This is a genomic window from Serratia sp. OLAL2, assembly GCF_002752475.1.
GTDB classification, from domain to species: Bacteria; Pseudomonadota; Gammaproteobacteria; order Enterobacterales; family Enterobacteriaceae; genus Serratia; species Serratia bockelmannii.
This window is the reverse complement of the sequence record NZ_MSTL01000021.1, coordinates 26,086-50,323: the sequence shown is the minus strand read 5'-3', so window position 1 is coordinate 50,323 and position 24,238 is coordinate 26,086. Positions and strand designations below refer to the sequence as shown.

General features: G+C 56.3%; 23 protein-coding genes and 1 pseudogene. 12 read left to right on the top strand and 12 right to left on the bottom strand.

Annotation, left to right across the window (positions count from 1 at the left end):
- Positions 1-21 precede the first annotated feature (21 nt).
- Entirely contained in the window at positions 22-834 is an 813-nt protein-coding gene (gene pstB / locus BVU99_RS23520; RefSeq protein ID WP_019452422.1) for a phosphate ABC transporter ATP-binding protein PstB, read from the top strand.
- Positions 835-899: 65 nt separating this feature from the next.
- Here pstB and BVU99_RS23515 read toward each other — a convergent pair whose 3' ends face one another.
- Together BVU99_RS23515 and BVU99_RS23510 are read right to left on the bottom strand one after the other, a co-directional pair.
- Positions 900-1,391: a TIR domain-containing protein gene (locus tag BVU99_RS23515; protein ID WP_049296092.1), complete on the bottom strand. Its 492-nt coding sequence runs from the start codon at positions 1,389-1,391 to the stop codon at positions 900-902.
- Positions 1,388-2,842, bottom strand: a complete 1,455-nt coding sequence (locus BVU99_RS23510) for an SIR2 family protein (protein WP_049296091.1) — start codon at positions 2,840-2,842, stop codon at positions 1,388-1,390. Before BVU99_RS23510 ends, BVU99_RS23515 begins: the two co-directional genes overlap by 4 nt.
- Positions 2,843-3,212: 370 nt before the next feature.
- On the opposite strand from BVU99_RS23510, the gene BVU99_RS23505 reads away from it, so the two are divergent.
- From BVU99_RS23505 to BVU99_RS23480, 6 genes and pseudogenes are all read left to right on the top strand, one after another.
- Complete coding sequence (locus tag BVU99_RS23505; RefSeq protein WP_043140462.1) at positions 3,213-4,880, top strand: ShlB/FhaC/HecB family hemolysin secretion/activation protein; 1,668 nt, start codon at positions 3,213-3,215, stop codon at positions 4,878-4,880.
- A gap of 60 nt (positions 4,881-4,940) precedes the next feature.
- On the top strand, positions 4,941-10,769 hold the full coding sequence (locus BVU99_RS23500) for a DUF637 domain-containing protein (RefSeq protein ID WP_099817657.1): 5,829 nt from the start codon (positions 4,941-4,943) through the stop codon (positions 10,767-10,769).
- On the top strand, positions 10,766-10,993 hold the full coding sequence (locus tag BVU99_RS23495) for an Imm31 family immunity protein (RefSeq protein WP_060448088.1): 228 nt from the start codon (positions 10,766-10,768) through the stop codon (positions 10,991-10,993). Before BVU99_RS23500 ends, BVU99_RS23495 begins: the two co-directional genes overlap by 4 nt.
- Positions 10,994-11,243: 250 nt before the next feature.
- Positions 11,244-11,351: pseudogene (locus BVU99_RS23490) on the top strand (DUF596 domain-containing protein); the annotation flags it as partial.
- Between the two features lie 37 nt (positions 11,352-11,388).
- Positions 11,389-11,670: a DUF637 domain-containing protein gene (locus BVU99_RS23485; RefSeq protein ID WP_060448087.1), complete on the top strand. Its 282-nt coding sequence runs from the start codon at positions 11,389-11,391 to the stop codon at positions 11,668-11,670.
- Positions 11,671-11,940: 270 nt separating this feature from the next.
- Complete coding sequence (locus tag BVU99_RS23480) at positions 11,941-12,207, top strand: hypothetical protein (RefSeq protein WP_060434423.1); 267 nt, start codon at positions 11,941-11,943, stop codon at positions 12,205-12,207.
- Positions 12,208-12,327: 120 nt separating this feature from the next.
- Here BVU99_RS23480 and BVU99_RS23475 read toward each other — a convergent pair whose 3' ends face one another.
- The 4 genes from BVU99_RS23475 to purM form a co-directional block, all read right to left on the bottom strand.
- Positions 12,328-12,543 carry a hypothetical protein gene (locus BVU99_RS23475; protein WP_043140451.1) on the bottom strand — a complete coding sequence of 72 codons (216 nt, stop codon included), beginning with the start codon at positions 12,541-12,543 and terminating at the stop codon, positions 12,328-12,330.
- 196 nt (positions 12,544-12,739) lie between these two features.
- On the bottom strand, positions 12,740-13,291 hold the full coding sequence (gene speG, locus BVU99_RS23470) for a spermidine N1-acetyltransferase (protein WP_004941631.1): 552 nt from the start codon (positions 13,289-13,291) through the stop codon (positions 12,740-12,742).
- 113 nt (positions 13,292-13,404) lie between these two features.
- Positions 13,405-14,043: a phosphoribosylglycinamide formyltransferase gene (gene purN, locus BVU99_RS23465; protein WP_025303844.1), complete on the bottom strand. Its 639-nt coding sequence runs from the start codon at positions 14,041-14,043 to the stop codon at positions 13,405-13,407.
- Positions 14,043-15,080 (bottom strand): phosphoribosylformylglycinamidine cyclo-ligase, encoded by a 1,038-nt coding sequence (gene purM, locus BVU99_RS23460; RefSeq protein WP_025303843.1) that lies wholly within the window; start codon positions 15,078-15,080, stop codon positions 14,043-14,045. Before purM ends, purN begins: the two co-directional genes overlap by 1 nt.
- 255 nt (positions 15,081-15,335) lie before the next feature.
- On the opposite strand from purM, the gene upp reads away from it, so the two are divergent.
- Together upp and uraA are read left to right on the top strand one after the other, a co-directional pair.
- Positions 15,336-15,962 (top strand): uracil phosphoribosyltransferase, encoded by a 627-nt coding sequence (upp, locus tag BVU99_RS23455; protein WP_004941642.1) that lies wholly within the window; start codon positions 15,336-15,338, stop codon positions 15,960-15,962.
- Positions 15,963-16,038: 76 nt separating this feature from the next.
- Positions 16,039-17,328 carry a uracil permease gene (gene uraA / locus BVU99_RS23450; protein ID WP_016926727.1) on the top strand — a complete coding sequence of 430 codons (1,290 nt, stop codon included), beginning with the start codon at positions 16,039-16,041 and terminating at the stop codon, positions 17,326-17,328.
- A gap of 47 nt (positions 17,329-17,375) precedes the next feature.
- Here uraA and BVU99_RS23445 read toward each other — a convergent pair whose 3' ends face one another.
- Together BVU99_RS23445 and BVU99_RS23440 are read right to left on the bottom strand one after the other, a co-directional pair.
- Positions 17,376-17,624 carry a GlsB/YeaQ/YmgE family stress response membrane protein gene (locus BVU99_RS23445; protein WP_016926728.1) on the bottom strand — a complete coding sequence of 83 codons (249 nt, stop codon included), beginning with the start codon at positions 17,622-17,624 and terminating at the stop codon, positions 17,376-17,378.
- 33 nt (positions 17,625-17,657) lie between these two features.
- Positions 17,658-18,173, bottom strand: a complete 516-nt coding sequence (locus BVU99_RS23440; protein ID WP_016926729.1) for a hypothetical protein — start codon at positions 18,171-18,173, stop codon at positions 17,658-17,660.
- A gap of 272 nt (positions 18,174-18,445) precedes the next feature.
- Here BVU99_RS23440 and hda point away from each other — a divergent pair, with 272 nt between their 5' ends.
- Positions 18,446-19,147, top strand: a complete 702-nt coding sequence (gene hda, locus BVU99_RS23435) for a DnaA inactivator Hda (RefSeq protein ID WP_025159568.1) — start codon at positions 18,446-18,448, stop codon at positions 19,145-19,147.
- A gap of 7 nt (positions 19,148-19,154) precedes the next feature.
- Here hda and BVU99_RS23430 read toward each other — a convergent pair whose 3' ends face one another.
- From BVU99_RS23430 to BVU99_RS23415, 4 genes are all read right to left on the bottom strand, one after another.
- A complete protein-coding gene (locus BVU99_RS23430) occupies positions 19,155-19,700 on the bottom strand; it encodes a DNA-binding protein (protein WP_049204830.1) in 546 nt (181 codons plus the stop codon).
- Positions 19,701-19,713: 13 nt separating this feature from the next.
- Positions 19,714-19,944: a hypothetical protein gene (locus tag BVU99_RS23425; protein ID WP_025303841.1), complete on the bottom strand. Its 231-nt coding sequence runs from the start codon at positions 19,942-19,944 to the stop codon at positions 19,714-19,716.
- Between the two features lie 200 nt (positions 19,945-20,144).
- Positions 20,145-20,498, bottom strand: a complete 354-nt coding sequence (arsC, locus tag BVU99_RS23420; protein WP_049296087.1) for an arsenate reductase (glutaredoxin) — start codon at positions 20,496-20,498, stop codon at positions 20,145-20,147.
- A 20-nt stretch (positions 20,499-20,518) separates the two neighbouring features.
- The gene (locus tag BVU99_RS23415) at positions 20,519-21,988 is read right to left on the bottom strand and encodes a M48 family metallopeptidase (RefSeq protein WP_025303839.1); all 1,470 of its coding nucleotides are present in this window, start codon (positions 21,986-21,988) and stop codon (positions 20,519-20,521) included.
- Positions 21,989-22,328: 340 nt separating this feature from the next.
- Between BVU99_RS23415 and BVU99_RS23410 the strand changes: the two genes are divergently transcribed.
- A complete protein-coding gene (locus BVU99_RS23410) occupies positions 22,329-22,868 on the top strand; it encodes an Rrf2 family transcriptional regulator (protein WP_025303838.1) in 540 nt (179 codons plus the stop codon).
- 160 nt (positions 22,869-23,028) lie between these two features.
- On the top strand, positions 23,029-24,237 hold the full coding sequence (locus BVU99_RS23405; protein ID WP_099817658.1) for an FAD-dependent oxidoreductase: 1,209 nt from the start codon (positions 23,029-23,031) through the stop codon (positions 24,235-24,237).
- Position 24,238 lies beyond the last annotated feature (1 nt).

Below are 24,238 nucleotides of genomic sequence, written 5' to 3'. Positions count from 1 at the left end.
GCTATTTTTGGGGAGTGCGTAATGGGTTTGATGACGCCAGGCAGTTTGCCCCGGCTGGATGTCCAGCATCTCGACGATGAACAGACCGCACTGGCGGTCAACGGCCTGAACCTGTTTTATGGTGACAAACAGGTGCTGCACGATATTTCGCTGCGTATCCCGAAACATCGGGTGACGGCCCTGATCGGCCCTTCGGGCTGCGGCAAATCGACGCTGCTGCGCTGTTTCAATCGCATGAACGATCTGGTGGACAACTGCCGCATTGAGGGCGATCTGCAGCTGAACGGCGCGGCGATCTCCGGCGCGCAGATCGACGTGGCGGCGCTGCGGCGGCGGGTGGGCATGGTGTTCCAACGGCCGAACCCGTTCCCGAAATCGATCTATGAAAATGTGGTGTACGGCCTGCGGCTGCAGGGCGTGCGCGACCGGCGCTTGCTGGATGAAGCGGTGGAGCGTTCACTGCGCGCCGCCGCGTTGTGGCATGAGGTAAAAGACCGGCTGCGCGAAAATGCGTTCCGCTTGTCCAGCGGCCAGCAGCAGCGCCTGGTGATCGCGCGCGCCATCGCCATCGAGCCGGAAGTATTGCTGCTCGACGAGCCGACCTCGGCTCTCGATCCGATCTCCACGCTGACCATCGAAGAGCTGATTTCCGCGCTGAAACAGCGCTATAGCGTGGTGCTGGTGACGCACAACATGCAGCAAGCGGCGCGCGTCTCCGACTACACCGCCTTTATTCATCAGGGGCGGCTGGTGGAATACAACGACACCGACGCCATTTTCACGTCGCCGCGCCAGCGCCGCACCGAGGATTATATTACCGGGCGGTATGGGTGAGGCCGTTTGGGCTATGAACAAACGAAAGGCTGCACAACCGTGCAGCCTTTTGTCTATCAGGGGCGTCAGTAATTTTTACGAATGCGGATCGCTTCTTCTACCCACTCAGCCAAATTGTCTTTTATATGGTTATAGACATTGGTGCTGGTCGAATAAGGCGGATCATAGGCTTTGGCGATTGTGGAAAGCTTTGCGTCACCCAGCTTGATGTGATCCAACGGGTTTTTACCTTTCGTGGTTTGGTCGCCGGCGCTGTCTTTCAAATTGTGTATATACACCACCAGCACGCCCATGCCTTTTTTCCAAGCCTCGCATATTTCGAAATTAATCCATTTGCGATCAGCGGTATCTTTACCGGCGAGAATCACGGCGCAGCTGCGATTGTCCAACTGGCCCTTGATCCAAGCGGCGATGGCGGCGTCACCGCCTTTTTTCACTTCCTCCCAATCGTTATCCGTGGCTGGCCGGTTACCTTCCAGAGAGCCCATTTCGCGTACCTGAGAAGCGCGCCAGTTGTCCGGCTCATAATGGAAACTGTAAAAACATTTTCTGGTCATCGGGGGTTATCCTTAGTAATGATATCGATAAGCGCCAACAGGCTTTTTTTCTTCTCCGCCAGGCTGCCCGGTTCGTTAAGCTGATCCAGCAGATTCATGGCGGCGGGGTTGCGGTAGTAGAGGGTTTCTTTCATCTCCTCCTTGATTTTTCGGTAGATCTCGGCAGATGCGCTGCCGGTACAACCGATAGGAATGCAGACGCAGCCTTGTTCCGTGGCGATCTGGAACTCTTTCAATAAACCGTCGGCCAGCACGTATTCGCCTTCGGCGTTGCGTTTGTTGCCGAACAAAAAGATTGCGATGCCGCTGAGCGAAATCATGTTCTGACGGTATTCGTGCCAAAGTGCCGGTAGGGTAATGCCGCCGCTGGCGAATTGGGGGAAAGGACGCAGCACCAGCTGGCTTTCGCTGATTTTTCCTTGGCTGTCGTAAATGGCTTCCAATGCGCCGTTGATCACCGCTGTGCCTACGCCCCAGCCGAAACCGTTGACGATGCGATACTGTTTGTGGATAAGCAGGCGCGCCAGACGATGTATGAACTGGATGGACTCTTCACGGGCATAGGGCTGGTAGTTGTCGGCGCTGCCGGAGATAAACACCGTGCTTTTCTTGAACTGCGTTTCGATGGCATACAGCAGGTCAGTGATTTGCCGATAGTCATCCACCAACAGCGTTTGAATGCCGTAACGGCGCAGATCGTTAATCATCAAGCCTTGTTTGCGGCTGTTGTAATCGCAAGACGCCTGATCCTCGCTGCCGCTGTCGCCGAGCTGGACGCGCCGCATGATGCAGTAGTGGTTTCTCTGCCCTTCGCCGTACTGCGCGTAAAGGCGGCTCAATACATATTGCAGGTTGGGGTCTTCAAAGCTGAAACCGATAAACAGGAAGGTTTTGGCAGTCAGCTCCGCCATCAGCATGTTGATAAAAGGAAGGTGTGTACGGGAGTAAGTTTCGTATTGTTCGCGAGTGATAATCGCCTGGTTGGGATTTCTATAGTCACCATGCATTTTATATAAAACAACATCACGTTTATGAATGTTATTAGTCAGGCTTTCCGGCGTGGTTTTGACGTCGCAGACGCGATTATAACGGGCATAGGTTTTTTCAATCAGGTCGTCGTAGTTAGTGGTCCAAAGTGACGCTATCGGTAATCTGGCGATAATCCGGTGGTTTTCTGTTTCTTCCGCCTGTTCAGCGAATTCTGTAATTATTTTTTGATTTATCTTATGTCTGTTGCCTTTTTCATTGAGGTGATATTGCGCCAGAGAAATAAGATCGCTCTCTTTTTCGATATCCAGCTCCAGTTCATAAGCGATATCGCCGATAAGCTCTTTCCAGCTAACGAAACCGGCGGGGATGGACAGCCCGGCGCCGGCAAACAGCGCAGCGCTGCCGGCTTTGATATCATTAACGTAATCTCGAATAAACAGTTCTATATCACGGTTAAACATGAGGCTATTCCCGATATTGTTTTTCTTTATTGGTTAATTAATAACTATGTTTTTTATGAATTAATTATGCGAATAGAACTACCAAGATAAAATGACGAGTTAACTTTGTAAACTCTGCTTGTTTGTTTTTGTCGATATTGAATGTGTTATTTTAATATTGAATTTATTTGCTCTTATTATTTGTTTTTTTAATTTTAATATTAATTAAATGCACTCTGGGTAATAAGACACGGTGGTTGTGGCATATCTGCATTTTTTGTCACATTGTGACTTTGATTAAATGGAAGTGATTCTCATTATCGTTGATTTGCGGCGTAAATTGTATATACTTCGCTAAGGTATGTAAGTTAACGTAAATGGATGTGTTTAAATGTGTGCATGGAAGCTGAGGATTTGGCCTGTGCTCTTGGCGTTTTGCAGCTCTGCGTGGTGCGCGGAAATCACCAGCCCTGCTGACCGCGACAGCATTACCCAACAGCAGAAAACGTTGCTGGAACAGGCGCAGCAGCAACGCGAGGCGCTGCAAAATAGCGTTGAACTGCCGGCGTTACCGCTGCCTGAGCCGGCCGCCGCAGGGGCGGTTTGCCAAACGGTGCGGCAGATTGTTTTTGAGAGCGCCGAGCATCTTTCCTGGTCGGTGAAAGAAAGCCTGGCGCGCCCGTATCAGGGAAGCTGTCTGACACTGGAGCACATCAACCGCCTGGTGCGTGAAACCACCAATGCTTATCTGCAACGCGGCTATGTCACTTCGCAGGCCTGGCTGCAGGAGCAGGATATCTCCCGTGGCGTGTTGGTCGTCAGCGTCAGCGAAGGGCGAATCGAGTCCATCACGCAGAATGGCGAGCAGACGCCGGCGCTGAAGATGGCATTTCCCGGCCTGGTCGGCGACGTATTGAATCTGCGCGATATCGAGCAGGGCATGGAGCAGCTCAACCGGCTGGCTTCGCAGCAGGTGACCATCGATATTCAACCTGGCGAGCAACCCGGCTTTTCCAACGTGGTTTTGCTGCGTGGCGCCACGCGCGCGCCGGTCTCTTTCTCTTTCGGCGCCGATAACAGCGGCCAGAAAAGCACCGGCACCGGGCAGATGAATGCCGGCGTGGTGCTGGACAACCCGCTGCGCCTGGCCGACCAGTGGTCGCTCTCCGCAGCGCGCAATAACGATTTCAGCCCGCATCATCGCAGCCGCAGCCTGAACGGCAGCGTCACCTTACCCTATGGCTATTGGCTGTTCAGCTACCAGTACGCCTGGAACGATTTTTTCCAGCAGGTGCCATTCAACGGCGCGGCTTACCGCTATCAAGGCAATAACCAGACCCAGCGTTTGGGCGCCAACCGCACGTTGCTGCGGGATGGCAAACGCAAGCTGGCCGTCGATATCGGGCTGGCGCGGCGCACCACGGAAAATAAGCTGGCGGGTGAACGGTTGGGCGTCAGCAGCCCGACGCTCAGCATTGCCAGCCTGGGCCTCAATTACAGCGCGGTCGCGGGCGGCGGCTATATGACGCTGAACCCGACGGTAAGCCGCGGGCTGCGCATGCTGGGCGCCACCGCCGACGATCCGGAGCGCGACGGAGCGCCGCGCAGCGAGTTCCGCAAGCTTGGCCTCGGCGCCAGTTATTTCTATCCGCTCGCACCCTCCCTCTACTACCTGACCTCGGCCTATGGGCAAACCAGCGCAGACAACCTGTATGCCGGGGAGCGCATTTCCATCGGCGGGCAATACTCGGTGCGTGGCTTTAAAGAGCAGTACCTGACCGGTAATCGCGGCGCCTACTGGCGCAATGAACTCAACTGGCAATGGCAGACCTTGCCGAGGCTGGGGGAGCTTTCTTTGACCGGCGCGTTAGACGCCGGCTGGCTGCAGGGGCGCGCCGGGCAGATAGACGGCGGCAGCGTCGTCGGGGCGGCGCTGGGCGCCACGCTAAGCGGCCGCTGGTTCAATCAGGCGGTCACCGTCGGTAAACCGCTGACGCACCCAGACAGCCTGCAACCGGATCGTTGGGTGGCCTACTGGCAAGCCACCGTCACGTTATAACGCCAGCACATAGCAGGAGCGCCTCGGCGTTCAAAACAACATCCTTTCGAAGGAATGAATATGGATAAGCTCAATCATCCGCTGGCGCGGGGCGCCAGCTATTTGCTGATCTACCTGACGGCTTTCCAGCCGTTGCACCCGGCGTTCGCCGCCGGCATTACCGCCGCTAACGGCAATACGCAGGTGGTTATCAAGCCGGGCAACGTACCGGTGGTGAATATCGCCACGCCGAACGGTGCGGGCATCTCCCACAACACCTATAAAGATTTCAACGTTGGGCCACAGGGTGCCGTATTGAATAACGCCACGCACGGCGGCAAAACGCAGCTGGGCGTGGAGATCTACAGCGCGCAGGGCAACACCTACCTGAAGGGAAAACCGGCGGAGTTGATCATCAATGAGGTGATCGGCGGCAGTCGTTCCGAGTTGCAGGGTAAACTCGAGGTATTCGGCAACAAGGCCAACGTGATGATCGCCAACCCGAATGGCATCACCTGCGACGGCTGCGGCTTTATCAACGCGCCGGGCGTGACGCTGACCACCGGCAAACCGCAGTTCGACAAGCAGGGCGCGCTGGAAGCGCTGGAGGTGAAAAAAGGCGGCGTCACCATCGGCGGTAAAGGGCTGGACGGCAGCGGCGCCGACTATGTCGATATCATCAGCCGCGCCACCGAGTTGAACGGCAAAATCAATGCACAAAATCTGTCGCTGACTCAGGGCGCCAACCGCATCAGCTTCAAGGACGGCAGCATCAAACCGATCGCCGGTGAAGGCGCTAAGCCCCAACTGGCCGTGGATACCAAAGCGCTGGGCGGCATGTACGCCAACAAAATCCGCCTGGTGGCCAACGAGGATGGGGTGGGGGTGAACCTGAAAGACCTCACCAGCAAACAGCGGGATATTACGCTGAGCGTTAACGGTAACCTGGTGCTTAACGGCACCACGCACAGCAAGGGTGACCTCAATGTCAGCGCCAAGGGATTGCACATTACGCGGGGTGCTGTCGTGCAGGCGGACGGCAACGCCACGCTGGCAGCAACGACGCTGGTGAATGACGGGCAAACCAGCACCAGCGGCGATATGCGCATCTTCGGCGACCATATCCGCAACGCCGGGGAAAACGCCAAGCTGCACGCTAATAAAAATATGTGGATCCAAAAGGATGAGCAGGGCAACAAGGCTAAATCCGTCGAGAACCGTTCGGCGAAAATCCTGACCAACAGCGGCGATTTAGTGATACGCACGGAGAGTTTGAACAACGTTCGCCAGCAGTTCGCCATTTCCTCCAACAACGCGCCGAAGGACAACAAGGATATCGATCGTTGGTTGGCTGATGGTGTGTACGAGGGGCAATTCGATTACCAATTTTTTGATTATTTGGCGGACTTTGAAGATAAAAATTTCACCTGGTTGGGACACGTCGATTTCAAAAAAACGCCCTGGGTTAACAGTGAACGCGCGCGTTTTACCGTAGTGACCGACAGCCGTCCCGCAGAAATCATTTCAGGGAAGAATGCCTACATTAATGCGTCGGAGCTTTGGAACCACGTCAGCACAATAAAAGCGACTAACGATCTGATTTTAACTGGTAATAATCTGGGCGTGCGCAGTGAAATGACGGGGGACATGAACGACTATGCACTTTTCGAACCGAAGGTGCCGAATCCTAACGTTGTTCTGGGACATAAATGGCAGGATCAGAAATCGTCGATCCCGGAATATGTCATTTATGTCAGAAAAGGCGGGCAAAAGAGCTGGTCGGCTTCTGGCTATCCGGCCTCAGCCATGTTGGCGGGCGGCAATTTGGTTGCGGATTTTAAAAATCAGATAGAAATTAAAACTTCGACGCCGGCGGGAAATCAGCTTAGTGAGGTGGTGGCTTCGGGACGGCCTGACTCACTGGTAGCTCACAACATTGTGCTGCATGCGGGACGTGTTATCAGTACCGATAAAATAAACGCGCGTAACGACCTGACTGTGGTTGCCGATGATGTGTTTTACACCGACGGTGCTGAGCTAACTGCGGGCAAGAGTCTGAACGTTGCAGCAGTGAATGAGCTGGATGCCCGTCAAAGCTATCTGAAGGGACATCATGTCACTTTGACCAGCCGCAACGGCAACGTCAAAGTGCACACTGTACCTAGCCCACGCTATTTCGGCGTCGATGGTGCCCGCTGGCTGAGCCAATTGAATGCTGCCGGGGACTTAACCTTAAATGCCGGGCAAGGTATTTATCTACGTAACACGCACTTCGCGCCGCAAAGCCAAAATATTGCAATGACGGCGAACGGCACTGTTTCGATTGTCAGAAATGACGAGGCGTTGAATAACGATCGTTTAGCGCAGAATTTATCTCCTGAACAACGACAAACGCAGTTCAACCAACTGCTAAATGCCGGACAGTTGAACGCCAGTGGTTCAGTGCTGCTCAACAGCGGCGGTTATCTGGCGTTGCGCGGGACGCACATTAAAGCAGGTAAAGATGTCACGCTGTTGGCCGGCCATAATGCCGATCTGAACTATCGCGAATTGGGGGAGCAATTTAGTCGCTTGTTCCCCTCTTCCCGCACGCCTGAACTGGGTAGCCGGGTACACGCCGGCGGCAATTTACTGATTAACTCGGCCCGCGACATCGGCACCCAAGGCGGCGCGCTCTCCGCCAACGGCAACATCACGTTGCTGGCCGGGCAGAATCTATGGTTGTCGAACCTGGCCTATTCCGCCATTGATGTCGCTAACGACAACAACAAAGACGACCGCCATGTGGTCACTACCCTCAGCGCCGGGAAAAACCTGACCGCGTCGGCGAATAACCAACTGCTGACTTACGGCGCCAGGCTGACTTCCGGCGCCAACATGACGTTGACCTCCGGCGGCGATATGCGCTTCGAGGCGGTGCAAAACCACACTTACCGCGAGAGCGGCAACGAGTTCACCGAAACCCGTACCCAGCAAGGTACCGAGCTGAATGCCGGCGGCCTGATGACGGTGATTTCCGGCGGCAGCATTCTGTTCCAGGCGACCAAGCTGGTGGTTAAAGGGTTGGGAGCTAACTGGAAACCGCCGGTAGCGGTGACGGACTGGGGGAGTCGTATTGCGTCGGCGGAGCAGGCGGTTAGAAATGCAGAGCAAAATGTCAATCAAAAACAGAATGTGCTGAACAACGTTAGAAATACGCCTGAAGGCTTGTTACTCGATAATCCAGCTCAGCATCCTATTTCATACAAGCACAGTAGTTCTGTAACGATACCGGGCACGGGGACTTATCACCTCGATATGGGGAATATTGAAATAAAAACCCGTTCAGATCTGGATAGATTGCTTAATGAGGGAGGAAAGGCATTTGACCCATTCCCTTATGGTGTCGATCCTGCGGAAACATCCGGTGATGGTTATGAGATTGCGCTGGCAATTCGAAAAAAGACGATAGATGAATATGAAAATTTGCGTCAACGCATAATCAAAAAAAAGAATGAGATATACGCAGCCCAACAAGCATTGAATTCTGTTGATAGTGAAAAGGTAAACGCAAATAGGAAATTAGTTAGCGTTCGACAGGAAGCCCAAGCTAAACATGCGGAAGAAACAAGGCTGAAAGCCTATGCCGACGCCCACAACCAGGCCGAAGCCATGCGTGTCGGCAATATGGATATAGCCGCCAAGGGTGGCTATCTCTACGCCCAGGCGATGGAGGAGTCCAGCCACTACGAGAAAAAGGAAACCAAGCGCAAATGGTGGGGTAAGAAAACCGAGGTTAAGCAGACCCGCCATGACGTGACCAACAAGGTTACCGAGTTTACCGCCGCAGGCAATATCACGCTGATGAGCCGCGACGACAGCACCTATGAAGCCAGCAAAATCGCCGCCGGGCAAAACGCGCGCCTGACCAGCTCCCGTGGCCAGGTTAACTTCCGTGCGGTGAAAAACACCTCTTTCGAACAGACCGTCAGCAATTCGAAAGGCTTCTTTATCAAGCAGGCCAATAAAGGCTACGAAGACAATAAGTGGGTGCTGCCGAGCATTCATACCGGTGGAGCCCTGACCGTGGAAGCCGCCAAGGGCGTCAGCGCCGATGTGAAGGTGAAAAACGGGCAGGCGCTGCAAAGCGCCATCGACGCCTTGGGCAATACGCCGGGCACCACCTGGGTCAAAGATCTGAACAAGCGCAACGACGTGCAGTGGAGCAAGGTCAAAGACGCTTACGACAGCTGGGATTACAAAAGCCAGCACCTGAACCCGGCGGTGGCGGCGGTGATCGCCATTGCGGCCGCGGCGGTGACCGCGGGCAGTTCATTGGCGGCTACGGCGGCTTCCAGTGTTTCCGGCGCCGTAGGCGGCGGGGCGATAACCAGCGGCGCAGTCACCGCTGGTATGTCTTCTTTGGCCTCTCAGGCGGCGGTGGCGCTGGTGGAGAATCAGGGCAACCTGTCGAAAACCCTGCAGGCGTTGGGCCGAAATGAAAACGTCAAAGCGACCGCCACGGCGATGGCGATCGGCGGCGCGCTCAATGGCTTCGACAGCGCGATGGGCTGGAGCAAGGACGCGGCGGGCAAACCGCTTAACCCGAACAACGTCAAACTGCCGCAGCTGAGCAACGGTGACTGGAGCAAGGTGGCGCAGCGGGTGGCCGGGCAGTCGGTCATCAGCTCCAGCCTGAATACCGCCATTAATGGCGGCAGTTTCAAAGACAACCTGACCAATGCGCTGCTGGCGAACATCGGCAGTCAGGTTCAGGCCGAGGGCGCCAACCTGATTGGGGATAACGGTCAGGTTCTCGATATACCGGGCCGGGCCGTAAGCCATGCCGTTCTGGCGGGCGTGGCCGCAGAAATCGGCAAGGGCAATGCCAAAGGCGCGGCGGCCGGGGCGCTGGCGGCGGAGCTGGCCGGGGTGATATTGGGCGACAATATCATCAAGCCGGAGGAGTGGCAGAAGAAATCGGAACAGCAGGCGCAGATGGCACGAGTGCTGGGCGCAGCCGCAGGCGCAGTCTTCACCGGCAAGTCTGATGGTGCTTACAGCGGTGCCACCGGTGGTGAGAATGCGTTCCGATACAACTATCTCAGCCACAAACAGCAAGAATTGATGGAGAAAGATTTGGCGGCCGCGAAATCGCCGCTGGATAAAGCGTTGGTGTTGGCTAGTTGGGGAATAACGAGCCATACGCAGGATGGCGCCTTTGCGGCGGGTGTAGTCTCCGGCATCCCGGTTGAAATCAGCGATACGGTGGATGGTTTAGTCGCCGTGGCCAGCAACCCACGCGAGGCAGCGGATGCATTAATAGCTCTGATAAAGAACGATGAACGCTTCTCGATTATTGGCGAGAGTGTGAAACAGGAATACCTGGGGCGGGTCGAGGCGTTCAAGACGAAGTATGAACACGCAGGCATCGACGGGGCTTACGGTGCTGGGCTGGAGTTTGGTAAACTGACGATGGCCGGGCTGGGGCTGTTTGCAGGGGTCGCCGGCGCAGGTAAGTTGGGCGTCAAGATCACAACTAATGCCATTAAAGCATCGGAAAAAGCTGCGTTAAAAGGCCCATTAGCTTATGTAGATGAGCCTTTTTTCAACCCTTATGGGACATTGAGTTCCGGACAGGTCTGGTCGATTAAGGGTCGAATGAAGCATGTTCAGTTACCTAATGAAGGGAAAATTAGATTCGTACCCGACTCTAATTACAAACCAACAAACCCATTACCCAGAGGCCCAAACAAAGGATATATAGATAAATTTGGTAATGAATGGACCAAAGGTCCATCAAGAACGAAAGGCCAAGAGTTTGAGTGGGACGTCCAACTTTCACCAACTGGGAAAGCTCAGTTGGGGTGGGCGAGCCGAGATGGTAAGCACTTGAATGTATCGCTTGACGGGAAAATCACGCACAAATGACTACAAAAATAGAATTTTATCAAGAAGTTGAAATTTCCAATCCACGTAACGACCGAAATGCAAAATATTTAGGAAAGAAAGGTGGCGTTATGGGAATCAGCGAAGAGAACGGCGTAATATACGCCTATACAATTAAACTCTATGAAGAAAGTTTCCTTTTATCCTTTGATATTGACGAGGTAGTGCCAACAGGAAAGCAAAGGAAACAAGAAGATTATTTTTAGATTTTATGCGCAACGTGCTTGGAGGTGCCTGCTGCAGTTAAAAAGGATACCCATCGGTAAGGGGGCCGGCAGCCCTGCGAGGTTGGAACCCTGCGGCAGCTAGTAGGGGATTAATAGGTTCCATTAATCCCTCTAGTTGCCCAAGCTAACTCCGCGAAAAGTACCGCTCGTTGGATTGTTGATATTATTGGTAACGAAAGTCTAGAGGTTCTGCAAGGAAAGGTTAAAAAGAGAATTGAAATAAAGTTTCGATGAGGACTCCACATGCGAAGCCTTCGACGGATTCTGGTTTCTGACAGAGGAATGCCCCGGCGGTATCGTCTGGATCCATGACAGCGGCTATGAAGATTGGACTTGATCTGCACACAGAAATGGCTCCTCGGAGCCGTTTTCTCTTGATTTTGTATGCCATACAAACGCCGATAGGCGCGGCGGGCAAACCGCTTAACCCGAACAACGTCAAACTGCCGCAGCTGAGCAATGGCTACTGGAGCAAGATTGCGCAGCGCGTGGCCGGCCAGTCGGTCATCAGCTCGAGCCTCAACACCACCATCAACGGCGGCAGCTTCAAAGACAACCTGACCAATGCGCTGCTGGCGAACATCGGCAGCCAGGTTCAGGCCGAGGGAGCTAATTTGATTGCGGATAACGGTCAGGTTCTCGATAAAAACAGTTGATGGACATCAATATGCACGTATAGGTGATCGTCTTTACTCTCAACATGCTGTTGACCGAATGTAAGCAACAAGCTAAGGCTCCTCGGCAGGAACCATTGGACCTGGAAAAACCGTTTCGTCCAATATAGTTGAGTATGTAATTAAAATAGGTGTTACTGAAACAAGCATATCTAATGATATTCAAAGGACAATTTATCGGGCTGGTGACATTGGTGTGGTTACTGAAAACCATGGTAACATAATAATCACAATCCTTCGCAGGAGTGAAAAATGAGTGGGTGGATTTATCCCGATGTAATTAAAAAGCTTAGTTTTTCCTGTGTGGCCTTTTTAGAAGGAAAACTACCTGTGGCTGAAATTCAATCAGAAATAAATAACGCAGGTGACAGTATTGTAGCGATAGAGGAAAAATGGTTACGACAGATGCTACTTGATGCGGAAAGCGACATTGAGCTTTTAATCTTCACTATTGACAATGAAAAATTGACAGCAGCTGTCAAACCTATCGTGCAGAATATTATCAAGGCAATAAGTTAGGACATGGATTAACCCCATATTTCCGCAACATGCTATGCATCATAAAATAGGCACCTGATACCGTTTATGAAGGCTGTTGACCCACGTATGGAAACGGCTCTTCGGAGCCGTTTTCTGTTTTTAACGTCCCCGCCCCGAAACCCGCAACACTACCCCCACCAGCAGCAACGCAGCCCCTGAGGCATAGAGCGGGAACCAACGCGTCCACCAGAGTGAGGAAAACAGCGGGGTGCTATTGGGATCTGCGGAGGCGTAGCCGCTATAGGTATTCAGGCCGGCGGCGATGGCGAGCATCGCCAGGCCGATAAAAAGCAGCAGGTTTGAGACGGTCGTCATGGCATTTTTCCTTTGTAGAGGCAGAGGGTAATTCTTACTATTAATTATTGTTCGATTAATTATCTCGGGAAATATTATTTATTTTCGTATTCATCAGGCTATTTCCTGACGATAAAATAATATGCCTTAATACTAGCCGCTTATTTCCCAATAAAAAACCCGCCTGGGCGGGTTTTCTCTTTTTTCTCGCGAATTGTCACTTCACCAGCGGCTTATCATTGGGCGTTTTGAACTTCGCCAGGTATTGCGGCTGGAAAATGCACATGCGCAGCACGGTGCGGTATTCGCCGTTGACGAAGAACTCGTCGATCAGCTCGCCTTCCACGTTGAAGCCCAGCTTGCTGTAGATGTGGATCGCCTTCGGGTTCTCCTTATCGACGATCAGGTACAGCTTGTACAGGTTCAGCACCGAGAAACCGTAGTCCATCGCCAGACGGGCGGCGGTGCTGGCGTAGCCTTTGCCCTGGTGGGCAGGATCGATGATGATCTGGAACTCAGCGCGGCGGTGGATGTGATCGATCTCCACCAGCTCTACCAGGCCGACCTTGGCGCCTTCGTGCTCGATGATAAAGCGGCGCTCGCTCTGATCGTGGATGTGTTTGTCGTAGAGATCGGAAAGCTCGACAAAGGCTTCGTAGGGTTCTTCAAACCAATAGCGCATGACGCTGGCGTTGTTGTCCATCTGGTGGACGAACGACAGATCGTCCCGTTCCAATGGGCGTAACCTGACGCTGGCAGTGCTGGACATGTGGGCTCCTCTGTGCCGTGAAATTGTGCAAAGTATAACTTCACAGAATGGATGAAGGCGAAAAAAAACGGCGCCGCGTGGGCGCCGTTTAGGCAAGGTTCAGGCTGCGCGCATCAGTCGGCGGCGTGACCCTGCTCAGGCAGGCGTTCGCCGTCCAGCCAGGCGGCGCCATCGCGCATCGCCAGGCGACCGTCGACGAACCAGCTCACCACCAGCGGATAGATCGTGTGTTCCTGGGTTTGCACCCGTTCAACCACGTCATCCTCTCCGTCGTCAGCGAAAATCGGCACCTTGGCCTGTAAAATCACCGGGCCGCCGTCGAGCTGTTCGGTCACGAAGTGCACCGAGGTGCCGTGTTCGCTGTCGCCGTTGTCGATGGCCTGACGGTGGGTATGCAGACCCGGGTATTTCGGCAGCAGGGAAGGGTGGATGTTCAGCATGCGGCCGGCATAACGCTGCACGAACTGCGGGCTGAGGATGCGCATGTAGCCGGCCAGCACCACCAGATCGGGCTGGTGCTGGTCGATGGCGTCCGCCAACGCGGCGTCGAACGCCGTGCGATCGGCGTAGGCCTTGGCATCCAGCGCTTGGGCGGCGATGCCCGCCGCTTCGGCGCGTTGCAGGCCATAAGCCTGCGCCTTGTTGCTGAACACCGCCACGATTTCGGCGGCGATGCGGCCCTGCTGGCAGGCGTCAATCAGCGCCTGGAGATTGCTCCCCTGGCCGGAGACCAACACCACGATCTTTTTCATCAGTTGATGACCACTTGTTGTTCGTCGGAAGAGGCGGTCAGTTTACCGATTTTCCACGCTTTTTCACCTGCCGCGGTCAGCAGCGCGATGGCCGCTTCCACTTCGGCTTCCGGCAGGGCGATGACCATGCCTACGCCGCAGTTGAAGGTGCGATACATTTCATGACGGCTGACGTTACCGGCCTGCTGCAGCCAGGTGAACACCGCCGGCCACTGCCAGCTGGCTTCGTCGATCACCGCCTGCATGCCTTCCGGCAGCACGCGTGGAATATTTTCCCAGAAGCCGCCGCCGGTGAGGTGAGCGATGGCGTGTACGTCCGCCTTCTCGATCAGCTCCAGCACGGACTTCACGTAAATCTTGGTCGGCGCCAGCAGGTGGTCGGCCAGCGGTTTGCCTTCCAGCTGAGTGGCGGTCGGATCGGTGTTGCTCACTTCCAGGATTTTGCGCACCAGCGAGTAGCCGTTGGAGTGTGGGCCGGAAGCGCCCAGGGCGATCAGCGCGTCGCCGGACTGCACTTTGCTGCCGTCGATGATCTCGGATTTTTCGACCACGCCGACGCAGAAACCGGCCACGTCGTAGTCTTCGCCGTGGTACATGCCCGGCATTTCAGCGGTTTCGCCGCCCACCAGCGCACAGCCGGACTGTTTGCAGCCCTCGGCGATGCCGGTGATCACGCTGGCCGCGGTGTCCACGTCCAGCTTGCCGGTCGCGTAGTAGTCGAGGAAGAACAGTGGCTCGGCGCCCTGAACCACCAGATCGTTGACGCACATCGCCACCAGATCGATGCCGATGGTGTCGTGGCGTTTCAGATCCATCGCCAGACGCAGCTTGGTGCCCACGCCGTCGGTACCGGAAACCAGCACCGGCTCGCGGTATTTCTGCGGCAACGCACACAGGGCGCCAAACCCGCCCAGACCGCCCATCACTTCCGGGCGACGGGTCTGTTTAACTACACCTTTGATGCGATCTACCAATGCGTTGCCTGCATCGATATCGACACCTGCGTCTTTATAGCTGAGAGAGGTTTTGTCGGTCACTGCGCGATTCCCCACGACGATTTGCGGTTTGAAAACTGTGCTTCCGATGTTGATTCCGGAATAAGGCGCGGCAATTCTAACAGCGCAGGCAAACGTTTGCGAGCGGCTTGTGAACCGGCTCCGCTTTTTCGTCATCTATACTGATATTCAAACTTTTGTTGATCCCGATCGGGCTATTGTGGGTGGCGCGGCGAAAAAAAGGAGGTATAATCCCGCGATTTTTTTGGCCGCAACCACCTTAATAGGAGAAAAATGATGAAGATCGTTGAGGTGAAACACCCGCTGGTAAAACACAAGCTTGGCCTGATGCGTGAAAATGACATCAGCACCAAACGCTTCCGTGAGCTGGCCTCAGAAGTGGGTAGTTTACTGACCTATGAAGCGACCGCCGATCTGGAGACGGAAAAAGTCACCATCGAAGGCTGGTGCGGGCCAGTTGAAGTGGATCAGATCAAAGGGAAAAAGATTACCGTAGTGCCAATCCTGCGCGCAGGTCTGGGCATGATGGAAGGGGTGCTGGAGCACGTGCCGAGCGCGCGCATCAGCGTGGTGGGCGTATACCGCGACGAAGAAACCCTGGAGCCGGTACCGTACTTCCAGAAGCTGGTTTCCAACATCGAAGAGCGCATGGCGCTGGTCGTCGACCCGATGCTGGCCACCGGCGGTTCGATGATCGCCACTATCGATCTGCTGAAGAAAGCCGGCTGCCACAGCATCAAGGTGCTGGTCCTGGTCGCGGCGCCGGAAGGCATCGCCGCGCTGGAGAAAGCGCATCCGGACGTTGAGCTGTACACCGCCTCCATCGATCAGTGTCTGAACGACAAGGGCTACATCGTGCCTGGCCTGGGCGATGCGGGCGACAAGATATTTGGTACTAAGTAAACATTTGAGCCGACTTAACGAGTCGGCTTTTTTTTGACTAAAACCTATAAAACCAATAAACCGAGGAAAAGCACACATGACCCGTCGCGCCATCGGCGTCAGCGAGCGCCCGCCGCTGCTCCAGACCATTCCGCTCAGCTTCCAGCACCTGTTCGCCATGTTTGGCGCCACCGTGCTGGTGCCTATCCTGTTCAAGATCAACCCGGCGACCGTGCTGTTGTTCAACGGCATAGGCACGCTGCTGTATCTGTTCATCTGTAAAGGCAAGATCCCGGCCTACCTCGGCTCCAGCTTCGCGTTTATCTCGCCGGTGCTGCTGCTGTTGCCGCTCGGTTACGAAGTGGCGTTGGGCGGTTTCATCATGTGCGGCGTGCTGTTCTGCCTGGTGGCGCTGATCGTGAAAAAGGCCGGCACCGGCTGGCTGGACGTGATGTTCCCGCCGGCGGCGATGGGGGCGATCGTCGCCGTCATCGGGCTGGAGCTGGCGGGCGTAGCGGCCAACATGGCGGGGCTGCTGCCGGCGGAAGGCACCAGCGCCGATTCGACCACCATCACCATTTCGCTGGTGACGCTGGCGGTCACGGTGCTCGGTTCGGTGCTGTTCCGCGGCTTCCTGGCGATTATCCCGATCCTGATCGGCGTGCTGGTGGGCTATGCGCTGTCGTTCTTCATGGGCGTGGTGGATTTGACCCCGATCCGCGAGGCGCACTGGTTCGCGCTGCCGACCTTCTACACCCCGCGCTTTGAGTGGTTCGCCATCTTCACCATTCTGCCGGCGGCGCTGGTGGTGATCGCCGAGCACGTCGGCCACCTGGTGGTGACCGCCAACATCGTGAAAAAAGACCTGATCCGCGATCCGGGCCTGCACCGCTCGATGTTCGCAAACGGCATCTCGACGGTGTTCTCCGGCTTCTTCGGCTCCACGCCGAACACCACCTATGGCGAGAACATCGGCGTGATGGCCATCACCAAGGTCTACAGCACCTGGGTGATCGGCGGCGCGGCGGTGCTGGCGATCCTGTTGTCCTGCATCGGTAAGCTGGCGGCGGCGATCCAGGCGGTGCCGGTGCCGGTGATGGGCGGCGTTTCCCTGCTGCTGTACGGTGTGATCGGCGCTTCGGGCATTCGCGTGCTGATCGAGTCCAAAGTGGATTACAACAAAGCGCAAAACCTGATTTTAACCTCGGTGATCCTGATCATCGGCGTGAGCGGCGCCAAGGTGCACATCGGCGCAGCGGAGCTGAAAGGCATGGCGCTGGCGACCATCGTGGGGATCGGCCTGAGCCTGCTGTTCAAGGTCATCAGCCTGTTCCGCAAGGAAGAAGAGGTGCTTGACGCGCCGGACGAATCGGCGGAGCAGAAGTAACGAAAAGGGCAGCCCAGGGGCTGCCCTTTTGACTTATGGCATTCGCCTTAGCTGCGAATTTTGCGGTACACGAACAGCACCACGATGGCGCCGATAACCGCCACCACGAAGCTGCCGAAGTTGAAGCCGTCAACCTTGCCGTAGCCGAAGAAGGTGCTGATATAGCCGCCGACCACGGCGCCGATGATCCCCAGCACGACGGTCAGAATAAAGCCGCCGCCGTCTTTGCCGGGCATGATCCACTTAGCCAAAATACCGGCGATCAGGCCGAAGATAATCCAGGAAATAATCCCCATTTACTGCTCCTTTCTTTGGTGGCTGAGAATAGCTTACTGCTGGGTGGCCGGCTGAGTATTGCCGTTCACCGCCGCATCGGTCTCTTGTTTCAACTCTTGCGCTTTGTTTTCGGCGCTGTTCTTGATGGCTTCGGTCTTCGCCTTGGCCTGCTCGGTCAGATCGTTGGCGCCGTTGATGGCGTCGTTTTTGATGGCCTTGGCCTGATCCACCAACTGCTGGCTCTGTTTACCTGCGTCGTCTTTGATCGCGGCGGCTTTGGCCTTGGCGTCGTTGGTGATGGCGTCCGCCTGCTTGGCGGCGTCTTCTTTAATCGCCGAAGCTTTGTCTTTCAGCTGATCCGCCTGAGTGGCGGCCTCTTTTTTGATTTCATCCGCCGTCGCTTTCGCTTTGTCCGTCAGATCGTCCGCTTTTTTCTGGGCGGCGTCTTTCATCTGCTCGGCGCTGTCTTTGGCTTTATCCAGGTTGGCGTCAACCTTGGACGAGTCATCACAGCCGGCAACCAACAACCCGATAAAGGAGGCCAACAGCACTTTATTCCATACTTTCATCGTCTATATCCTTGCAGAAACCTTGTTGATGGTGATTGCATTTAGCCTACCTATACTAGGTCAGATTTTACTTAAAATACAAATTTAACCTGCGCAGGCATGGAGTTAGGGAATGATATCGGATAATTCTTGCCTCGACGGGTGCCGCCGCCGATCAAGCGGCGCTTAGGCATTGTTCACTATTGCGGCATAAGATCCTGCCGGTTCAACAGCGCCCGTTTTCTGTGTTAAACTGCCCACGTTTTTCTGCCAGTTTTGGTTGAGGTGCTTCTCTGAATACGCCGGCACAGCTTTCACTGCCACTTTATCTTCCCGATGATGAAACTTTCGCCAGTTTTTATCCGGGCGAGAACCCATCCCTATTAGCTGCGATCCAATCCGCCGTCCGTCAGGAACATGGCAGCTATATCTATTTCTGGTCGCGTGAAGGCGGCGGGCGCAGCCATCTGCTGCATGCGGCCTGCGCCGAGCTTTCGCAGAAAGGCGAAGCGGTGGGCTATGTGCCGCTCGACAAGCGCGCTTACTTCGTGCCTGAAGTGTTGGACGGCATGGAGCAGCTGGCGCTGGTCTGCATCGACAATATCGAATGCATCGCCGGCGACGAAGAGTGGGAGATGGCGATCTTCAACCTCTACAACCGCATCCTGGAAACCGGCCGCACCCGGTTGTTCATCACCGGGGATCGCCCGCCGCGTCAGCTGAACCTGCGTTTGCCGGATCTGGCTTCGCGCCTGGACTGGGGGCAGATCTACAAGCTGCAGCCACTGTCGGACGAAGAGAAACTGCTGGCGCTGCAGCTGCGCGGCAAACTGCGCGGCTTCGAGCTGCCGGAAGACGTGGGCCGCTTCCTGTTGAAACGGCTGGATCGCGAGATGCGCACGCTGTTTATGACTCTCGATCAGCTCGATCGCGCCTCGATCACCGCCCAGCGCAAGCTGACCATCCCGTTCGTTAAAGAGATCCTGGGGCTGTAACGAGCCATCAAGCCTGTTTTTCTGCATGTTCCAGCAGGGTGCAATAATGCTCAACCTGCTGGCGTTGCCGATCGCTTCGCAGTTGCAAAGCGAGATTGATGTATTCCAGACACTGCGCATTGTCTGCAAGCCGTGGGTCGATTTTCCCCTGCTGTGCCAACCAGGCCGCCACGTCAGCCCAGCGCCATAGCGGTGAGGCTCCGCCGAGCCGTTGAATGGGGGAAGGGAAGCCGCCGGGGCCGCGAGTCCCGTCTTTTAGCATGGCGATCGCCTGACGTGACAGTTCAGTGAGCTCGGCAATATCGCTTAACCCTACCAGGCTGGAGTCCACCGATATCACCTTGGCGCCAATATTTGCAGACTCGATATCGCTGATGGCGCTGCAAATCGCGTGCGCAAAGTTGTCGCTTTCTCGATCGAATTCCAGGTAAACGGCTTTACCGTAGAAACAGATCAGCGCGTCATCACATCCCGCCGCATACAGCGCATCCTCCAGCCCGGCGGTATCGGCAGTGACCCCGCCCAGCGTCAATGCGAAATGATAAAGCGTCATGGTGATTCTCCGGTTATTTTTTCTGCGACAGCGCCAGGCAGTGATCGACCTTGCGCCGAATCTGTTCGGCATGTACCTCTGGGTTTTTTGGCGTGCTCCAGATGCTCATCATATGTTCTTGGTGCCCGACAAAGGCGCAATGTAGCCGACCAAATGCGTGCCCCTTGCTGGGCCGAAAATACCAACCCTGAGAAAGGGCGTAAGCTAATGCCGCCTGAATGTGCTTGTCTGGGTGTTTTTTCATCGCTCGTCCAGTGATGCGCTCAGGGTAGGTGGGGTGTTGACGATTGTCAACGGCTGTTTCACCGAGAGATTTGGCGTTTGCGCAGCATAGCAGTAGAAGAAGACTGGGATGATGAAAAGTATTTATATAACAAACAATTAAAAATAGCCCTGTTCAGGGCTATTGGTATTTTGCGGTTCAATAACAGACTTTCCGGACGATTACAAAATCTCCAGCACCTGCTCCGGCGGTCGGCCGATGCGCGCCTTGCTGCCTTTTACCACGATCGGGCGTTCGATCAGTTTCGGGTTCGTCGTCATTGCCGCCAGCAGTTGCTCTTCGCTCAGGCTGTCGTCCGCCAGCTTCAATTCCTTGTACAGATCTTCTTTTTTGCGCATCAGCTCGCGCGCGGATGTGAAGCCCAGTTCCTTCAACAGCTTTTTCAGCTCATCGACCGTAGGGGGCGTTTCGAGGTACAGCACCACCTTGGGATCGACGCCGTGCTGTTCCAGCAGCGCCAGGGTTTCACGGCTCTTGGAGCAGCGTGGGTTGTGGTAAATCGTGACGTTTTTCATGGCGTTCATTCCTTGTTGAATCAGCTGCGTTGGTATTGGCGGAAGCGCTGTTGCAGTTGGCGCAGCTGGTCGATGCGCGCATCGTAGCGCGCCTGTTTTAGGCTGCCGAGTTTTTGCAACGAGCTGGCATTGCTGAGCAGGCCGATGGCTTGATCGAGCCGGCCGTTCAGCGCCAGGCTTTCGGCACGGGCCGACAGCTCTTCATCGCGCAGCCCTTGTGCGGCGCTGGCCTGCGCCAGCAGATCCCAGCCGTTCGGATCGTCCGGATGGGCAAAGGTGTAGCGGTTCAGGATCTTCGACGCCTGCGCCGGCTGGTTGCCTTCGACATAGGCGTTGGCCAGGTTGAGCTGCAGCACCGGATTGTTGCTTTGGGCGGCGTTGGCCGCCTGCAGGCGGGCGATGGCCTGCGGCGCGCGTTTCTGGCCGAGATCGATGTCGGTCATCAGGTCGATCAGCCAGACGTTTTTCGCATCCTGCGCCAGCATCGGTTGAATGATATTGCGCGCGTCGTCGTATTTTTTCGCTTCATAGAACAGGATGGCGCGGCCGTATTTGGCGGCCGCCTGTTCGCGCACGTTGCCCTTGCTGAGCGAGCCGAGCAGTTCTTCGTTCAGGCCATAGCCTTCCGAACTGTACATGCCCAGTGCGCGCACTTTGGCCATCAGGTAATCCTGCGAGGACTGCACGATGTGTTTCGGCATCTGGTTGGCGCGGTTGCGTGCGTCGGAGAGGCGGCTGTCCGGCAACGGGTGCGTTAGCAGCATTTCCGGCGGTTTGGAGGCGTAGCGCGACTGATCCGAGAGTTTCTGCAGGAAGTCGGGCATCGCTTCCGGATCGAAACCGGCGCGCTGCAGCACCTGAATGCCGATGCGATCGGCTTCCTGTTCGTTCGATTGGGTAAAGCTGATCATGCCTTGCTGGGTGCCGGCCATGGTGCCGCTCAGCGCCGCCATGCCCATGGTCGGGTTGGCCATCGCCAGCAGGATGGAACCAAGCGCGCCCACCCAGGTCAACGGGGCGTTGCGCTGCTGATCTTCCATGGCGCGCGCCAGGTGGCGCTGGGTGACGTGCGAGATTTCGTGCGCTAGCACCGAAGCCAGCTGGCTTTCGTTGTCGCTGACGCGGAACAGGGCGGAATGCAGCACCACGTTGCCGCCGAAGAAGGCGAAGGCGTTGATTTCGTCGTTGCGCACCAGATAGAAATGGAACGGCGTGCGCACCGAATAGGCGCTGGCCACCAGCCGGTTGCCCAGCTGATTGATGTATTGGATTAGCAGCGGATCGTTGATCAGCGGGGCGCTGGCGCGCAGTTGGCGCACGTAAAAATCGCCCATCGCCAGTTCTTGTCCGATGCTCAGGGTGCCGCCGGCGGAGGTGCCCATATCCGGCAACTGGTCCTGGCTTTCCGCCTGTGCTGGCGCCAGGGCGGTGGCGTTCAGCGTGCCGAGCAGCAGCACCGCTAACGCGGTTTTGGTCAACCGGTTGGTCATAGTCAGGCGTTTCCCTTAAATAATCATTTCTAAGACGTCAGCAGCAGACAAGAGTTCTTTATTCCCACGGCGCAATCCGCGTGAAAGTGCGGCGGCTCACAAACCGCGGCGGCGGTGCCCATCACATCATAGTCAGCCGTTGGCAACAAGGAAACGTTAGCCGGGCGCGAATCGGGCAAAAAAGTTTTATTTTTCATTTCGAAGGGCGTTTTCTGCGTCGCCGGTGGCCTGCATTGTCAATAAAACACGGACAAAGTTGATCCGTGTTTTATTGACAAGATAAACGCAGACTCATATAGTCTGCGTTATTGAAGATTCATTGACGGTTGAAAACGGACATATGGCGTACATCACAACCAGCGTTGAATATGGCATCCACTGCCTGCTGTGGCTGGTCGGCGATAACCAGCGGGCGCTCAGCAGCCGCGAACTCGCCGAGCTGCAAGGGATCTCACCCAGCTTTCTGGCCAAGATTTTCCCCAAGCTGGAAAAGGCGGGGATCGTCGCCGCCAGCGAAGGGGTGCGCGGCGGCTACCGGCTGGCCCGCCCGGCGGACGAGATCAGCTTTCTGGCGATCATCGACGCTATCGAGGGGCACAAGCCGCTGTTCGATTGCCAGGAGGTGCGCGGGCGCTGCGCGGTGTTCGATGACTCCCCGCCGGATTGGGCGGTCTCCGGCAAATGCGCTATCCATGCGGTGATGCTGCAGGCGGAGAAGGCGATGCGCGATGCGCTGGCGGCGCAGACTCTCGGCGCCGTCGCCGCCCGTTTTGGCCGCAAAGCGCCGCAAGGCTTCTTCGGCGAGGTCAACCTCTGGCTCGACGAGCGCATGACGGAACGCACCGCGCGCAGCGGCAAAACGGCGCGCGCCAAGACCTAACCACCGCCTTTCCTTAAAACGAAACACACTTTTTCCCGCCTCTTCGGAAGGGGCGGGCGGGCCTTCTGCACCCTGTTACGGGAGCGGGACGGCATCGTTCATCCGAAAAAACTGCGGGCAGCCTTGTCGCCCGGTTAACCCTGTATGAAGGAGTCATCCCATGACGCAGAAAATAGTGATTGCCGGTTCCGGTTTTGCCGGTTTTTGGGCCGCCGTGTCCGCCATGCGCGCCATTACCCTTGCCGGTAAGCATGACGATATCGAGGTGCTCATGGTTTCACCGACGCCAACCGTCACCATCCGGCCACGCCTGTATGAGGCCGTGCTGGAAAACATGAACCCGGACATTTCCGCGCAGCTCGCTGTCGTCGGTGTGCGCCACCTGGCCGGGACGGTAGAGCGTATCGATGCCGCTGCTAAAACGCTCACGGTGGCGCAGGCTACGGGGGAACCCCTTGAGTTGGCCTACGATCGTTTGGTGTGTGCCACCGGCAGCCGGCTGTCCGTGCCTGCGGTGCCGGGCTTTGCCGAATACGGTTTCAACGTCGATACGTTGGAAAGCGCGCAGCGTCTGGATGCCCATATTAAAGCGCTGGTGGCCAAACCGTCGACGCCGGCGCGCAACACCGCCTTGGTGGTGGGGGCGGGGCTGACCGGCCTGGAGAGCGCGGCGGAGATGCCGCAACGGCTGCGCGATGCGCTGGGCAAAGACGAGAACGTGCGCGTGGTGATCGTCGATACCGCCCCGGAAGTGGGCGCCGGGATGGGGGCGGAGCCGGGGGCGGTGATACGCCAGGCGTTGGCGGAGTGCGGCGTGGAAGCGCGGGCCGGCCTGCGCGTCTCAGCCATCGACGCCGAGGGGGTGATGCTGTCGAACGGTGAGCGCATCGCCGCCAACACGGTGATCCTGGCGGCGGGCGTGCGAGCGCATCCGCTGACCGAGCAGATCCCCGGCGAGCGCGACGGCAGCGGCCGGGTGATCGGCGACGCCTTCCTGCGCGCGCCGGCGGCGGCGGGCATTTTCGTGACCGGCGATACGGTGAAGGCGGCGACAGACGATCTCGGTAACCACAACCTGATGACCTGCCAGCATGCGCTGAGCCTTGGCCGCGTGGCCGGCCACAATGCGGCGGCGGAGCTGACGGGCTTGCCGGCGCACCCTTACAGCCAGCCGAAGTATGTGACCTGTCTGGATCTGGGCCCCTGGGGCGCGCTGTATACCGAAGGCTGGGAGCGCCAGGTGCGCTTTACCCGTGAGGAAGGCAAAAAGATTAAGCAGGAGATCAACACGCAGTGGATTTACCCACCGGCGGCGGATCGCGAGGCGCTGTTTGCCGTCGCCAATCCGGATTTCGTGATTGTGCCTTAAA

Coding starts and splice junctions, on each gene's coding strand:
- pstB (WP_019452422.1), top strand. CDS start 22: ATGGGTTTGATGACGCCAGGCAGTTTGCCCCGGCTGGATGTCCAGCAT.
- BVU99_RS23515 (WP_049296092.1), bottom strand. CDS start 1,391: ATGACCAGAAAATGTTTTTACAGTTTCCATTATGAGCCGGACAACTGG.
- BVU99_RS23510 (WP_049296091.1), bottom strand. CDS start 2,842: ATGTTTAACCGTGATATAGAACTGTTTATTCGAGATTACGTTAATGAT.
- BVU99_RS23505 (WP_043140462.1), top strand. CDS start 3,213: ATGTGTGCATGGAAGCTGAGGATTTGGCCTGTGCTCTTGGCGTTTTGC.
- BVU99_RS23500 (WP_099817657.1), top strand. CDS start 4,941: ATGGATAAGCTCAATCATCCGCTGGCGCGGGGCGCCAGCTATTTGCTG.
- BVU99_RS23495 (WP_060448088.1), top strand. CDS start 10,766: ATGACTACAAAAATAGAATTTTATCAAGAAGTTGAAATTTCCAATCCA.
- BVU99_RS23480 (WP_060434423.1), top strand. CDS start 11,941: ATGAGTGGGTGGATTTATCCCGATGTAATTAAAAAGCTTAGTTTTTCC.
- BVU99_RS23475 (WP_043140451.1), bottom strand. CDS start 12,543: ATGACGACCGTCTCAAACCTGCTGCTTTTTATCGGCCTGGCGATGCTC.
- speG (WP_004941631.1), bottom strand. CDS start 13,291: ATGTCCAGCACTGCCAGCGTCAGGTTACGCCCATTGGAACGGGACGAT.
- purN (WP_025303844.1), bottom strand. CDS start 14,043: ATGAAAAAGATCGTGGTGTTGGTCTCCGGCCAGGGGAGCAATCTCCAG.
- upp (WP_004941642.1), top strand. CDS start 15,336: ATGAAGATCGTTGAGGTGAAACACCCGCTGGTAAAACACAAGCTTGGC.
- uraA (WP_016926727.1), top strand. CDS start 16,039: ATGACCCGTCGCGCCATCGGCGTCAGCGAGCGCCCGCCGCTGCTCCAG.
- BVU99_RS23445 (WP_016926728.1), bottom strand. CDS start 17,624: ATGGGGATTATTTCCTGGATTATCTTCGGCCTGATCGCCGGTATTTTG.
- BVU99_RS23440 (WP_016926729.1), bottom strand. CDS start 18,173: ATGAAAGTATGGAATAAAGTGCTGTTGGCCTCCTTTATCGGGTTGTTG.
- BVU99_RS23430 (WP_049204830.1), bottom strand. CDS start 19,700: ATGACGCTTTATCATTTCGCATTGACGCTGGGCGGGGTCACTGCCGAT.
- BVU99_RS23425 (WP_025303841.1), bottom strand. CDS start 19,944: ATGAAAAAACACCCAGACAAGCACATTCAGGCGGCATTAGCTTACGCC.
- arsC (WP_049296087.1), bottom strand. CDS start 20,498: ATGAAAAACGTCACGATTTACCACAACCCACGCTGCTCCAAGAGCCGT.
- BVU99_RS23415 (WP_025303839.1), bottom strand. CDS start 21,988: ATGACCAACCGGTTGACCAAAACCGCGTTAGCGGTGCTGCTGCTCGGC.
- BVU99_RS23410 (WP_025303838.1), top strand. CDS start 22,329: ATGGCGTACATCACAACCAGCGTTGAATATGGCATCCACTGCCTGCTG.
- BVU99_RS23405 (WP_099817658.1), top strand. CDS start 23,029: ATGACGCAGAAAATAGTGATTGCCGGTTCCGGTTTTGCCGGTTTTTGG.